Source organism: Microcystis viridis FACHB-1342 (genome assembly GCF_014698335.1).
Taxonomy (GTDB): domain Bacteria; phylum Cyanobacteriota; class Cyanobacteriia; order Cyanobacteriales; family Microcystaceae; genus Microcystis; species Microcystis ichthyoblabe_A.
The window spans coordinates 1-13,543 of record NZ_JACJSV010000059.1; the positions used below are offsets into that span (position 1 = coordinate 1).

A 13,543-nucleotide genomic window follows, 5' to 3' on the forward strand; every position below is an offset into this window, starting at 1 on the left:
GTTGACTAACTTCCTTCAATATTAGGTCAGTCTCCTTCAGTTGTTTGTCAGTTTCTTTTTGAGCAGCAGTTAATTCGGCTTGAGCAGTGGCTAATTCGGCTTGAGCAGTGGCTAATTCGGCTAAGATTTGCCATACGTCTTCGGATGTAGTTGCCATAGATAATTTTTTCCTGATGTCACCTATTTACTATTTTATTGGATTTCTGCGCTTGCTGAAGGCACTGGGGAGCAGACTGCTGATTCAATTGGGTAAGGTGGAGGCTAATTCATAGAACAAGAATCACCGCCACCACTGACTAACATCCCTAATTCCCTGATACACTTCTCTTAAAGCGACCTCCCCCCCAAAATGAAGGATTAAAGGCGCTAAGTTGGGAATAGTTTCGAGGAAATTAGAACGAGTGAGAGTTCCCAAAGCTTGAAGGTTTTTTTCCAGAAGGATAGATCAACATGGTTAGGCGTTAACACCTGAGTTATAATTAGAACGAAAATTAACTAAGGCAGTTGTTCTCAAATGAAATTAAAGGAAAGGTGTATCACCGATGGGCAGGGTAATCGAATAGGTGTTCTTTTAGATAACCTAAGTTGCTACCTATGGGATTAAGCAAAAAAAGCTGCTACAAAAGATAAAAGACGAGTAGCATCCAAAAAACGCACCCTCCGTTTTACTATTGCAAGAGTGCCTATTGCCTATGTACTCGCAATTTCTCAATCAATTGAGATAATTTCTCGTCAGAAGCGGCAGTAATAAAGTCTAATTTAAACTTTTGTCCCTGACTGAGATATTCTGCGTAACTAGACAGAAGAAAAGGACGAAACTTGTCATTATCAGCAATATAAACTTCAAAAAAAGAGACCAATAAAGCCCCCGCATAATCCTCGATTAAATTTTGATTGGGTAAAGTGATATCGACCACAGACTCTAGGGTTTTTTGCATTCCTGCATCCAATTCCGTAAAATTTACATGAGCTTGTCCCTCCACCATGGCCAGATATTTATCTGGCGTTTTTAACCAAGTAAAAGGAATGGCCTGTTCAAAAATCGGATTAGCTGCTGGGTCATAACTTCCGGAACCCAAGAGGACAGGAATCGAGATTTTACTTAAACCTTTTTCTCCAAAAATACTGCGGTTAACGGGATTAGCTGCAAAGACAGCCGCGACTCGTTCATCACGAAAATTATAGACCTGTCTAGGCAATTCCAGGGCGCGACATTCCAGTACAATGGCGATATTAATACCGGAGTAAGGAAGATTACAATCTTGGGCGAGATTATCAAAATCAATTTGTGCGCCAGCAACAGCTAGAGATGTATAACCTCCAAAGGAATGACCCGCTACTCCCACATTAGTGAGGTCAAGTTGACCTTGAAATTGACTAGGATTACGTCTTGCTAATTCATCGATTACAAAGCTAATATCTTTGGGTCGATTAATAAACTCATTGCCATCAAAAATATTGCGATAATACCCCCCTAACATTCCTTGTAGGTATTGGGTATCACTGCCGGGGTGTTGCGGTGCCGCTACTAAAAATCCGTAGGAAGCTAGATGTTCAATTGCTTGAGCATAATCTTCTGGTCGCGAGGCTAATCCGTGGGAAAAAATAATTACAGGTGTTTTACCTTCTCGGAAAGTTTGCGGGATATAAACATTGACATATAAACTGCGATTGCGACTGCTATCGGTTAGGTTCCAAACTTCTTTTTTTACCTGAAAGCTACCGCGCTGACGCAGATCGGGTAAACTGGTATAATTAATCGGTGGTTTAACGGCAGCGGCTTCCTCGGCTGTCCAGAGGCGCATATCTTTAATAAATATTTCCGCCACATAAACTGCATAATCGATGGTTTTAGCTAATCCGAGGATTTCTTCCCCCTGTAACTGGATATTATTGGGGAATTTTTTCAGCACATTTAAAAGGGTTAATCCCCCCGGCTCAAAAGCGGCACTAACAATCGCACCCCGCAGGGCATATTTACCATTAATTCCCCCTTCAATGGTGATGCCTTTGCCCAAACGAGAGAGCATATCAGCACCCATCACACTATTAAAAAAACGAGATAGTAAAACAGGATTAATGTCAATTTTTGTTAATAAAGCTTCACGAAACTGCTCTCTTGCTTCGGGAGTTACTCTGGCTAGAAATTGTTTTAAATTAGCATCAATTTTGCCTTCTTTAGCAAAGGTTTCTAGGGATGCTACCGATACAGAAAAGACGAGGGGAGTATAGACAAATTCAACTTCTTCGGCGGCTTTTAGGGGTAAAGCGGTCATAGTGGCGGCGAAAAGGCCTAGTAGAAAAGCTCGCAGCCGACGGGTGGGATTATTTCTGGGAAAACGATTTTGTAAACTGGTGATAATCATGGAATTTTTAGTTAGGGTAGATGACAGCAATTAAAGGAAAAAAGTCGCACGGCGATTGATGTCTAAGTTCAACAAAAATCGATAAAGTGCCAAGCAAAGTATAACCAAAAAGCATGAGCAAAACCTCGATAGATTAATCTGAGCGATTTCGATTCTAAATTACGAGCTATTTCCTGAACATATTACCTAGTGTGGATTTTATATTAAAATTGTTTTTTTGTCAAGACACTGGTTATTAACAAAAAAACGATAAATACATAAATTTAATAAGTGAAAGTGATATATTTGGAGATGAAAATAATCAGATAAGGTTTTTGACCAAGATAAGTACCTAAGCAAAATTAACTAGACATTTTGATAAAGCTTTTTAACCAATAAATTAATTTTGCACGACTACTTAAATTGCTAATTATTGCGAATATGAATATCTTGCTTCGGAAAGGGAATCTCGATATCCTGTTGAGTAAACCTATCAAGAATAACACAATTAACATCACTAATTACTCGCTTTTTCCTGTTAACATCATCCAACCAGAACTTTAATTCAAAGTTTAACCTAGAATCACCAAAATTAATAAAAAAGGCTACTGGTTGCGGGTTTTTAAGTATGTTAGGATGTTGATCAGCAATGTCTAGCAATAAATTCATCACCTGTGGTGCGTTGGAATTATAACCAACTCCGATAACAATTGAACAATAAATCAAGTTATCACTACCCGTATAGGTGGTGACATCCTCAGTAAAAAACTTTTGATTGGGAATAATTTTTTCGGAATTGTCTGTGAGGATTTGCACTGTTGTCGCTCGAATACCTAGCTTTTTTACCTGAGAAGTTTGCCCTTCAATATTAATGATATCACCGGGTTTGAGAACTTTTTCAAATAATAGTAAAATACCGCTAATAAAATTACTGACCACTTGCTGCATACCGAAACCAATACCCACCGATAAACCACCAGTAATTGCCGCTATTGCCGTTGCATTAACTCCCACATAACCCAAGATGATGATAAAACCTAAGACAATAAAAAAATAACGTCCTAACAGTAAAGTTGCTTCAATTTCACCGCGACTAGCTTGCTGATTTAAATGAGCAATACTCAAAATTATAGTCTCTATAAGATCAACAACAATTACTAGAAAATAGGGAGCTATTATCAAAATAAATATGCTTCCCAATGTGATCGGACTATTGAATAAATTGAAAGGAGATACTTTGGCGATTTCCTGAATATTATTGTAGAAACCAATCATGATTCTCAGGAGAAATAACACCAATAAAGGTGCTAAAAGCCGGAAATGATAATATTTAATTTTATTGACGGAAAACTTGGCGTATAGTCCAGCTAATAAACCACGATAAACTAAATAAAACCACAGGAGTTTTATAGATAAACTAATCATTCCTCTTGTCCAATTTTGACTGAAAAAAATTAGATAATTTAAATTCAGTAAAATTATACTAATAACTGGAAAATTAAGAAACTCTATCAGAATAGCAAAATATTGACGGATGGTTAATTTTTTATCACTATGGATAAAAGTGGTGACGTGAGGAAATCTTTTTTCTAAGTAAGACCATAACCATTTTGACAATAACCAAGCAAGAATTAAACAGAGAAAAATAATCATTAATTGATTTTGAACATTTCTGCGTCCTAAAAATAATAATTGGTTAGCAATTATTTCCGAAAGAGAGGGGATATTGTTGTTCATAATTAATTCATTTTCTTGACTTCCTGATCAAGACCTGATTGAATATAAAGTGTCAGTTCGTGGGCTGCTGTTGAGGAAGATATTTCACCAGCGATCGCTCTTTCATACCAAAATTCTCCCTCTTCTAAAATTTTATTCAACTTTTCCCAATCATCCAGAGGAACTGCCACGGCATTGTGAGATTGTTGTAATAATACTGATTCGATCGGTAGTAAATTTCCTTCGATCTGCACCCGTCGATTAGTGGGAATAAAACTTTCTGTTTGGATAATTGCTTGCAATTGTTGTTCGGGATTAGTGAGAAATTTTCCTAAAGCTAATCCCAACCTATTTTCATTATCACTATTATTACGATTAAATACCATCACCCGTGTATAGAGAATTGGCGCTGCTTTACCTTGAGTGTCTTGGGGAAGTAAAGCGACTCTGAGATCATCTTGGAGGCTGTTTTTTAAATCGGCAATTTCAATAGAATTACACACATAATAGGTTAAGCGGCCTCTAGCAAAGGCCTCATGAAGCAATCCCCGTTGACGATTGAGGATAAAATTAGGCTGTGACGAGGCAAATTTTAGCCATTCTAGCCATTTTGCCCAACCATCCAAGCGAGGTTGCAGCCTACCCTGATCATCCCACAAATAGCTGCCAAAAATTGCCATTCCCCAAAAAGTATCTTCAAAAGAGGAAACTATCCCCACAGAATAACCTTTGCGCGCACGTTCTACTAATCCCTCTAAACTGGTGGGAGGTTGCTTCAGCAGCGGATCGGTACTAACTTGTAATTTTTTTTGATTGTAACACAGTACACGAGTACGAGAACCTAAGGGAATGCCATAGATTTTTCCTTGATAGCTAACTTGTTTCAGGGTTGGGGGATTATAGATAGATAAATCTAGATTTTTTCGGTCAATTTCCCCCAGTACTCCTTCAGATACTAATCTGGGTATATTTCTCGAAAAAATTAGAATAACACTCGCACCCAATCCGCTTTGAGATTGTTTAAAAAAACGTTCGGGTATCTCATCGATAGGAATAGCTTGTTCAAGAATTGTCACCTGCGGATTTAATTTTTCAAACTCTTGGAAACCGAGACCTACTAGTTTAGTTAAATTGCCCTCTTCTGGATACCAAACCAAAAGGGGTCCTTGCCGTTGCTCCGATGATTGGTTGGGAAGATCACTAAAACAAGCATAAAGAAAAATTGGCATTAAGATAAAAAGCAATAGGAACGATATAATCGTCCTTGCTTTTTTGCTTCTCCAAGCAGTTTTAACTCTGAGCCTTAGGGATTGCATCGATCGTGATCCTTCAAAAATATTGCCATAGACCCATAGTACATGAAAAGGTGACTAATAATCTTCATCAGAAGAATAATTAACATGATCTTTTCTCCATAGCCACCAGTATAGCAACAATCCCAGTTAAAAATTTGTGCGAGTTAAACTGCTGACCTATCTAAATTATCTGTTAAGACCAGATGAGAGTAGGGAAAGTCGAGTTTTATAGTTTATTTTCTAACACTATAATACTCAGTTTAAATGGGTAACAGCTTAGGGAAACTATGCTTGGTATGAGTGAGATCTCTGTTATTAATAATTATGTCATGACGAGAGAGTGATACCTGCATTAAACTGTATCAACCAAGAACCCACCGAAGCAATTTTTACTGTGTGATTATACTCTAAAAAGCGAGGTACTTTATGAAACTATTTACAGCAATTATCGAAAGAGATATAGAGACTAATTTCTATGTTATTTATGTTTCTAAGTAGTCGTGCAAAATTAATTTCCTAGTGAAGATAGGCAAGAGGCAAGAGGTGGTTAGATATGTGTAATTAATTTTGCTTAGGTACTTAGATTGGTGGGAGCGCATTGCTAAGGAGAAACCTTAGAAAGAGGTGATTGAAATGTTATTAGAGGATGAATACATGAACCCTGTCCTGTAGGAGCGCAAGGCTTGCGCCCTCGCCCTCTTCATCTCGTCGATAGCCCTCTATCTAATAATTTTCTCTGTCCATGGGAAATCTAGCGTTTCAGCGATAAGTTATGCCTAAATGCTTTGCCACTACTGTGATTTAATTGCTATGATGAGTTAAAATAAGAGGCAGTATATTTCAATATCTTAGTACACTAAGTACGGAAGAACCGCAAGGAGTCGTACCATGGAACCTTTAACGCTATTGGCTACAGGAGTCACGATTATTTTAGGGGGAGCGTTGGCTCGTGTGGGGGAGCTTGTCTTAGATGGTGCGCTTGAAAAACTGACAAATTTAATCGGAGCGAAGTCTCCTGATACTTTAAAAAAGTTGCAATCGGCTAATCAAAATCCTGCTTTGTTACCTGAAACGATTGAGGTAATGGCGACTTTACTGGAAGATCCAGAAATACAAAAAGTTGCAGAACAAGTGGTTAAGGACAATCAATCTAATCCTTACGTTATTAATCAGTTTACTGACTTAGAAAAAATTCTTAACTTTGCTAATCGGGATATTAATATTGATAAACAAATTAATAATTTTTGACTACAGCCGCCTGTAGGGGAGCAGGTTAAACAAAACCCTGCTAACTTAGATACAACGAGTGAGAGTTCCAAGTCTATTTCGACTTCTCTTTCTAATCTTGATTACGGCATTGAAAGTCTATGTAAATTGAAAGCAATTTTCTACAAACTTAAGGGAAATGCTCGTCAACAGGAGGGTAAAGTTAATATAACAGTTAAAGAATTATCAGAATGGATTCAGGCAATTCAATCCGCAGAATCAGAATTTGAGCAATTTTTAAATTTATTGGAGGCTAATGATGATTCAGATTCATAAAAATCAAACTAATTCCGCTCAGGCTAGTAATTATGAAACAGAGTTAAATCTTGAGAACTTTGATCAGATTACGCCCAAAAAACATAATCCTAAAATCTATCAAAAGCTCTTAAAAAAAGCTCAGGATATTGGTGATAAACAATCTGAGGTTTTTGCTCTTGGCCGGTTAGCAATGATTTATCAATCTTGGGGTCAATATAGAGAAGCAGTACAATATCTTCAGCAACAATTAGTAATTATTAGAGAAACTAATGATCGGTATTCGCTGGCGAATACTTTAGGTAATTTGGGAGCGGCTTATCAGTCTTTAGGGCAGTATCAAGAAGCAATTTCACATCTTCAAGAACAATTAGCAATTGCTCAGGAGATCGACGATATTCTTGCCCTAGCAAATGCTTTCGGAAATCTGGGGATTACTTATCAATCCTTAGGAAAATATCAGCAAGCAATTGAATATTTTCAAAAACAATTAGAAATTGCCCAGCAAATTGGTGATAAAACATCAGAAGCAAATGCTTCGAGCAATTTAGGTATTTCTTATCAATATCAAGGCGATTTTGCTCAAGCAGAATCTCTATTTTTACAAGGATTAAAAATCCATGAAGAGTTATTTGGTTGCAATAATCCTAGTGTTGCTTCTAATCTCAACAATCTGGCGAGTCTTTATCAAGATCAAGGGAGATACACAGAAGCAGAACCTCTCTTTTTACGCTCGCTGGCGATTCGGGAAAAGCTATTAGGAAAAGAGCATCCTGCTGTGGCGACCAGTCTCAACAATCTGGCGAATCTTTATTGCGCTCAAGGGAAATACGCAAAAGCAGAACCTCTCTTTTTGCACTCGCTGGGGATTACGGAAAAGCAATTAGGCTCCGACCATCCTGAAGTGGCGACCAGTCTCAACAATTTGGCGTTACTTTATGATTTTCAAGGGAAATACGCAAAAGCAGAACCTCTCTTTTTGCGAGCGCTGGCGATTACAGAAAAGCAATTAGGAGAAGAGCATCCTGATGTGGCCAACAGTCTCAACAATCTGGCTGGTCTTTATTATGATCAAGGGAAATACGCAGAAGCAGAACCTCTCTTTTTGCGCTCGCTGGCAATTTGGGAAAAGCAATTAGGAGAAGAGCATTCTGATGTTGCCAACAGTCTCAACAATCTGGCGAATCTTTATCACAATCAAGGGAAATATGCAGAAGCAGAACCCCTCTATTTGCGAGCACTGGCGATTCGGGAAAAGCAATTAGGAGCAGAGCATCCTCATGTGGCCAACAGTCTCAACAATCTGGCGGATCTTTATCAGTCTCAAGGGAAATACACAGAAGCAGAACCTCTCTATCAAAGAGCGATTGCTATTTTGATAGCCACACTAGGCGAAAATCACCCTAACACGCAAACAGTAAAAAATAATTATAATCTGATGCTTTCTCAACTTCCCGACGAGGAATTAAGCCAACGCTTTCCCCCCGAAATGGTGGAATATATCCAATCACTCCGTCATTCCTAGATTCTTTGTAATACCTTAATAATGCTCAAACTGCAATAAAATTACTCCAGCAGATAGCAAATGCCTAAAAAAATACGAGAACTCAAGTCTATACTTCTGAAAGCAGGGTTTACCTATCGCCCCGGCAAAGGTAGTCATACCGTTTGGAGCCATCCCCGTTTAGAATATAGCTTGACCCTGTCAGGCAAAGATAGTAGTGATGCTGATCGCTACCAGGAAAAAGACGTAAGAAATGCACTTCAGGAACTAGCAAACTTAAATCAAGGAGACAACCCATGAATTATTACTATAGTATTTTTATTCAATGGTCAGAAGAAGACAACAAATTTATCGCCCACCTCCCTGAATTTGGCCCCTATGCTCATACCCATGGTGAAACCTACCATGCAGCCCTACAAAATGCCCTTGAAGTTCTAGATCTCCTTATCGAAGACTACACTGCACGAGGCAAATCTCTCCCACCTCTCCGGGCTATTTCCGCATAGCCCAAATATTCTCAGTTCAGTAATATCTCCTAGTATTTAACCGTTCATAGAACATTTTATACCATGATCTCGGAAAAGCCAAAATAAACATTATGCAAGTTACGGCTTAGATCATTACTAAAGTTGTCATATCGCCTTCTTCTCGATCAGAACCAAAAAGCCCAAAATAAATAATGAAAACGTCAGCCAAGAAGCAATTTTTGCTTTATTATGAGAGTAATCCCCACAAACCGTAAGCGATTTATGTATCAAGTCACCGTTGATTACGCCAAAGCCAACCTAGAAGAACTCTGCGATCACACTGAAAAAGAACCCGATGGAGTAGTGATCGTTCGTGAAAATCGCAGTTATATTCTCGTCACTCAAGAAGAATGGGAATCCTTAGCTGAAACCTCCGAACTCATGCAAGATTCCAAACTATTACAACATATTGCATCAGCGCGACGAGAATATGCCGCAGGAGAAACCCTAACAATGGAACAAGTATTTGGATGACAACCTACACAATTGTCTTTTCTAAACAAGCGCGAAAAGATACCGACGAACTCACCCAAAAACAAAAAGTCAAACTTCAATAAATTTTAACTAACATAATTGCAATTAATCCCTATATTGGCAAATCCTTAAAAGGCGATTTAGAAGGCTTGTATTCCTATCGCCTAAATCGAAAAGATCGTCTGCTTTATGAAATTTATGAAGACGATAAAACTATTCTGATTATTCGTACCAAAACACACTATGGAGATTAGGTAATAGCGGTCATAACCACTGAATTCATCCCCGTTTATAATATAGCTTGATCCTGTTAGGCAAAAATAGTAGTGATGCTGATCGCTACCAGGAAAAAGACGGAAGAAATGCACTTCAGGAACTAGGCAAATTAAATCAAGGAGACAACCCATGAATTATCACTATAGTATTTTTATTCAACTGTCTTATTACATTTTGGAATTAAGGGAAAATCACCCCGATACTCAAATAGTAAAAAATAATTAGAGTTTGCTGAAAAAGTAAGGGCGATCGCTGATCAAGATGCAAGGTTTTTGAGACACTAGCTTTAAAATCTTGTATCTGTTTTGTGAAACAAGCCACTAAACCCCTTACCTTGTACATAAGTAGCTGGTTATAATTAAATTAAAAATGGATTTTAGGTTCGATCCCCCCTGCCCCCTTGATAAGGGGGGTGCCGATAGGCGGGGGGATCCCTCCTTAATCCCCCCTTAATAAGAGGGGCATCTGATAACTTTTAACGCCTACCTACTTATTTCACATTTATTCAGCCAACCCTAGTTAAATAATCTTTGCAGAAAAGTGCTTTGATCCCGCAGAAAAACCTGAGCGCAATTGCGCCCCGGCATTCCCGAAATTGAGCCGCCGGGGTGAGTTCCTGCCCCAGTTAAATAAAGGTTTTTAATGGGGGTTTTATAGTTAGCTATTTCCGGTAAAGGACGCAGGAAAATCATCTGATCTAAGGTCATATCAAGATGATAGTAATTACCTTTATAGGAACCCAAACGATTAGCTAATTCGGCCGGACTTTCCACCCGACGGGCAATGATCGAAGATTTGAGATTGGGAGCATAATCGGCCAGTTTATCAAGAACTCGATCGGCCACGCGATTTTTTAATTCTTCCGTCCATCCCGTGCCGTTTAATCCCGTTCCCTCGGCCCCGGCAATCTGATAGGGGGCAAAAAATTCGATCCAGAGGGTATGCTTGCCCTGGGGAGCCATAGACGGATCGAGAATAGTGGGTACATCTAGGTACATCGAGGGATTTTCGTCGGGAATCTGCCCCAAAATCGTTAAAGCGTGGGCTTGTTCAACGTGACGCACGGAATCGGCGATGAGAATCGTTCCCTGTAAATACTCCTCCTTGTGATCGTAAGCCTCGAACCTTGGCGCTTCCGCGAGGGCGCAATCAATTTTAAGAATTGTTTCATTGTTATTGACAATTCGCCGTTCTACCCTTTCTCGCAATTCTGGATCGGCGGCATCCACATCGGCGGGAGCGACTAACTGTAAAAAAACTCGTCTAGCGTCAATATTAGAGATAACACCCGCTTTTGCCAGATATTCACCTCCAGAGTCCACCCTAACCCCGATCGCTTGTCCTTCCTCGATTAGAATCTGTTTAACTTTCTGCTCGGTTAAAATCACCCCACCGAGACTGACAACACATTTCACCAGAGCCTCAGTTAGTGCGCCTGTACCACCACGAGGGCGAGCCACCCCGGGGGAGTGACGCATCGCCATCATCATCATCCCGGAGGTAATACCTTTTTGGGAGGGAGGAGCGCCAATTTCTGCCGCTAGACGAGCCAGGGGTGCTTTGACAAATTCGCTCTCAAACCACTCATTAAGGACATCTTCGGGGGAAGTAATCATCGTGCGGATGAAGTCGAGCAGTTTCTTTTTCGAGCCGATCGCTTTCCAGACACTAGCTAAGGCACTAGAGTTATAATTGCGGGCGATTCTGAGCAAATCTTGAGGTGGAGCGTTAAACCAAGGCCCGATCGCATTCATCAACTGTCCCCAATAGTCGATAAACTGAAGGTAGCGATCGGCATCTCGCGGACAAAACTGGGCAATTGCGGCGTGAGTTTTTTCCAGAGAGCGATAGGAAAGAAAATATTGGCCAGAAGGATGGGGACAAAAAACGGTAGGATCGAAGAATAAATACTCTAATCCGTGGCGTTTTAGCTCTAATTCCTCAATTACCGGCCCCAAAAAAATAAATTCGTGATCGATCGCACAGAGATTAAACTTAAAATCGGGGGCCAGATCCGGGATAACCGCTTCTGTGGTAGCCGCTCCTCCTGGTACGCTACGCTGTTCGAGAAGGAGGACGCGATAACCAGCTTTGAGGAGATAGGCGGCACAAACTAAACCATTATGCCCCGCACCGATGAGGATGACATCGTAACTTTCCATACAGTTTCAAAAATTCCTATTTTTAATTTTGCGCTTTTCTTGACCCTAATATGTTAAAAATAGTTAAAGATTGGCTGCTATCAGCAGATTTCAGCGAGCAGTTATCAGTGAGCAGGTAGAAAACATTTAATTTTTCCTTTTTTTTATGAGTTCTTCCATCAAAGTTATTCAACCATCCGGTATTTTAGATGGCAACCAAGCCAGCGAATTTCGCCAAGAAATTGCCGAAGCCGTGCAGGGAGGTTCCGAGGTTATTATCGTTGACTTTAAGGATGTCACCTTTATGGATAGTTCTGGTTTAGGGGCGCTAGTTTTATCCTTAAAAACCGTGCGTTCTGCGGGGGGTGAACTATTGATCTGCTCGATTAATGATCAGATCAAAATGTTATTTGAATTGACTGATATGGATCGAGTTTTTGAAATTTTCAATAACCGAGAAGAATTAGAACAAAAAATTTTAGGAAGTTAATCAGCGAAAATCCACCTGCATAATCGAAAGATCATCCTTAAAATTGCCATCAAATTGTAAAGCTTGAATTTCTCCAATAAAATTATCGAGATTTTTAGCCGAATTACAGTGATAATTTCGTAAAGATTGAATAAAGTTTTCTAGTCCCCACATCCTACCATCAGCACAATCGATCTCGTAAATTCCATCGCTAAAAAGATAAAGACTACTGGGTAAATTCAGGGATTGAACCTGATTAATATATTCTGCTTCTAGAAACATCCCGATGGGAAAACCGGGGGCTTTCAGTCTGGTTTCAATCATCTGGCCAAAAGGTTTTTGAGTCAGGAGAACTGCTGGGGGATGACCGGCGCTGGCATAGGTTAACTGTTGTTGTTTCCGATCATAAATTCCGTACCAAATAGTAAAATATTTATCATTCTTAGGACTGATTTGATAAACTTGATTTAACCCTTGTAAAACCTGATTAGGTTCATAGTAATTCACCTGACTTAAACCACGGGAACGGAGTAAATTAATTACGGAAAGGGAAGGTAAAGCCGCTCGTAAACCATGGCCCGCCACATCTAAAAGATATAAGACCAAATGGTCATTATCTAACCAATAATAATCAAAGCCATCGCCCCCCAATTGACGAGAAGGAAGGAAGCGAAAATCGATAGCAAGTTTTGGAGAAATAAAAGGTTCTGGCAACAGCGATCGCACATAGTCCGCCGCCTCGGCTAACTCGATTTCTAGTAATTGTTTTTGTGCTTGCAGATCATGACTTAATTGATGCAAACGCATTCCCGCTCGCACACGCGCTTTTAACTCATTAATTTCGATCGGTTTACACAAAAAATCATCGGCCCCCGCATCCAATCCCTTCACCCGATCCTCCACCGATCCCAAAGAAGTTAAGAGGATAAAAAAAGTCGTTGACAGTTGGGGATTAAGCTTAATTTGCCGGCAAACTTCCAACCCATCGATCCCCGGCATCATCCAATCACAAATAATCATCGCCGGTTTTAGTTGCCCCGCTTGCTTTAATCCTTCTTCCCCATCACTGGCAACAAAAACCTCGTATTCCTTCTGCAAAGCTCGTCTCAGGAACGTTTGAATTACTCCATCATCATCAATTACTAGAATTCGTACCATCTTTTTTGTAACTCGACTATCTCAATCTTACTGCTTACCTCGGACTCCCTGACGGATGACTTTGCTTGTCCCTCAAGAGAAGATTAAATCCAGAATCGAGCTAACACATCATTCATA

The 13,543-nt window shown here is 39.7% G+C and carries 13 protein-coding genes and 1 pseudogene; 8 read left to right on the forward strand and 6 right to left on the reverse strand.

The annotated features are described in order from the left end of the window. The 4 genes and pseudogenes from H6G40_RS23420 to H6G40_RS17245 all read right to left on the reverse strand — a co-directional run. A pseudogene (locus tag H6G40_RS23420) lies at positions 1-157 on the reverse strand (DUF3782 domain-containing protein); the annotation flags it as partial. 526 nt (positions 158-683) lie between these two features. Further along, positions 684-2,366: an alpha/beta hydrolase gene (locus tag H6G40_RS17235; RefSeq protein ID WP_002777735.1), complete on the reverse strand. Its 1,683-nt coding sequence runs from the start codon at positions 2,364-2,366 to the stop codon at positions 684-686. 405 nt (positions 2,367-2,771) lie between these two features. Then, the gene (locus H6G40_RS17240) at positions 2,772-4,082 is read right to left on the reverse strand and encodes a mechanosensitive ion channel family protein (protein WP_002737709.1); all 1,311 of its coding nucleotides are present in this window, start codon (positions 4,080-4,082) and stop codon (positions 2,772-2,774) included. A gap of 2 nt (positions 4,083-4,084) precedes the next feature. Beyond that, on the reverse strand, positions 4,085-5,377 hold the full coding sequence (locus H6G40_RS17245) for a sugar ABC transporter substrate-binding protein (RefSeq protein WP_069475734.1): 1,293 nt from the start codon (positions 5,375-5,377) through the stop codon (positions 4,085-4,087). Between the two features lie 867 nt (positions 5,378-6,244). On the opposite strand from H6G40_RS17245, the gene H6G40_RS17250 reads away from it, so the two are divergent. From H6G40_RS17250 to H6G40_RS24210, 7 genes are all read left to right on the forward strand, one after another. Next, positions 6,245-6,604 carry a hypothetical protein gene (locus H6G40_RS17250; RefSeq protein ID WP_069475735.1) on the forward strand — a complete coding sequence of 120 codons (360 nt, stop codon included), beginning with the start codon at positions 6,245-6,247 and terminating at the stop codon, positions 6,602-6,604. A 126-nt stretch (positions 6,605-6,730) separates the two neighbouring features. Then, positions 6,731-6,898, forward strand: coding sequence for a hypothetical protein (locus tag H6G40_RS17255; RefSeq protein ID WP_002737018.1), 168 nt, complete (start codon positions 6,731-6,733; stop codon positions 6,896-6,898). Further along, on the forward strand, positions 6,882-8,402 hold the full coding sequence (locus tag H6G40_RS17260) for a tetratricopeptide repeat protein (protein ID WP_069475736.1): 1,521 nt from the start codon (positions 6,882-6,884) through the stop codon (positions 8,400-8,402). Before H6G40_RS17255 ends, H6G40_RS17260 begins: the two co-directional genes overlap by 17 nt. A gap of 60 nt (positions 8,403-8,462) precedes the next feature. After that, positions 8,463-8,681 carry a type II toxin-antitoxin system HicA family toxin gene (locus H6G40_RS17265; protein WP_002737958.1) on the forward strand — a complete coding sequence of 73 codons (219 nt, stop codon included), beginning with the start codon at positions 8,463-8,465 and terminating at the stop codon, positions 8,679-8,681. Continuing rightward, positions 8,678-8,887, forward strand: a complete 210-nt coding sequence (locus H6G40_RS17270; protein WP_002737731.1) for a type II toxin-antitoxin system HicB family antitoxin — start codon at positions 8,678-8,680, stop codon at positions 8,885-8,887. Before H6G40_RS17265 ends, H6G40_RS17270 begins: the two co-directional genes overlap by 4 nt. A 243-nt stretch (positions 8,888-9,130) precedes the next feature. Further along, complete coding sequence (locus tag H6G40_RS17275; protein WP_069475737.1) at positions 9,131-9,382, forward strand: type II toxin-antitoxin system Phd/YefM family antitoxin; 252 nt, start codon at positions 9,131-9,133, stop codon at positions 9,380-9,382. Between the two features lie 104 nt (positions 9,383-9,486). Further along, a complete protein-coding gene (locus H6G40_RS24210; protein WP_370445043.1) occupies positions 9,487-9,636 on the forward strand; it encodes a type II toxin-antitoxin system YoeB family toxin in 150 nt (49 codons plus the stop codon). A gap of 537 nt (positions 9,637-10,173) precedes the next feature. Here H6G40_RS24210 and crtO read toward each other — a convergent pair. Continuing rightward, a complete protein-coding gene (crtO, locus tag H6G40_RS17285; protein ID WP_002735781.1) occupies positions 10,174-11,820 on the reverse strand; it encodes a beta-carotene ketolase CrtO in 1,647 nt (548 codons plus the stop codon). 145 nt (positions 11,821-11,965) lie between these two features. On the opposite strand from crtO, the gene H6G40_RS17290 reads away from it, so the two are divergent. Next, positions 11,966-12,289, forward strand: a complete 324-nt coding sequence (locus H6G40_RS17290) for an STAS domain-containing protein (protein ID WP_069475738.1) — start codon at positions 11,966-11,968, stop codon at positions 12,287-12,289. On the opposite strand, the gene H6G40_RS17295 is transcribed toward H6G40_RS17290, so the two are convergent. After that, the gene (locus H6G40_RS17295; RefSeq protein WP_004162032.1) at positions 12,290-13,426 is read right to left on the reverse strand and encodes a SpoIIE family protein phosphatase; all 1,137 of its coding nucleotides are present in this window, start codon (positions 13,424-13,426) and stop codon (positions 12,290-12,292) included. Between the last annotated feature and the right edge of the window lie 117 nt (positions 13,427-13,543).

What these genes read in the sequence shown, in the direction of transcription:
- H6G40_RS17235 (WP_002777735.1), bottom strand. Translation starts at nt 2,366, where the DNA reads ATGATTATCACCAGTTTACAAAATCGTTTTCCCAGAAATAATCCCACC.
- H6G40_RS17240 (WP_002737709.1), bottom strand. Translation starts at nt 4,082, where the DNA reads ATGAACAACAATATCCCCTCTCTTTCGGAAATAATTGCTAACCAATTA.
- H6G40_RS17245 (WP_069475734.1), bottom strand. Translation starts at nt 5,377, where the DNA reads ATGCAATCCCTAAGGCTCAGAGTTAAAACTGCTTGGAGAAGCAAAAAA.
- H6G40_RS17250 (WP_069475735.1), top strand. Translation starts at nt 6,245, where the DNA reads ATGGAACCTTTAACGCTATTGGCTACAGGAGTCACGATTATTTTAGGG.
- H6G40_RS17260 (WP_069475736.1), top strand. Translation starts at nt 6,882, where the DNA reads ATGATTCAGATTCATAAAAATCAAACTAATTCCGCTCAGGCTAGTAAT.
- H6G40_RS17265 (WP_002737958.1), top strand. Translation starts at nt 8,463, where the DNA reads ATGCCTAAAAAAATACGAGAACTCAAGTCTATACTTCTGAAAGCAGGG.
- H6G40_RS17270 (WP_002737731.1), top strand. Translation starts at nt 8,678, where the DNA reads ATGAATTATTACTATAGTATTTTTATTCAATGGTCAGAAGAAGACAAC.
- H6G40_RS17275 (WP_069475737.1), top strand. Translation starts at nt 9,131, where the DNA reads ATGTATCAAGTCACCGTTGATTACGCCAAAGCCAACCTAGAAGAACTC.
- crtO (WP_002735781.1), bottom strand. Translation starts at nt 11,820, where the DNA reads ATGGAAAGTTACGATGTCATCCTCATCGGTGCGGGGCATAATGGTTTA.
- H6G40_RS17290 (WP_069475738.1), top strand. Translation starts at nt 11,966, where the DNA reads ATGAGTTCTTCCATCAAAGTTATTCAACCATCCGGTATTTTAGATGGC.
- H6G40_RS17295 (WP_004162032.1), bottom strand. Translation starts at nt 13,426, where the DNA reads ATGGTACGAATTCTAGTAATTGATGATGATGGAGTAATTCAAACGTTC.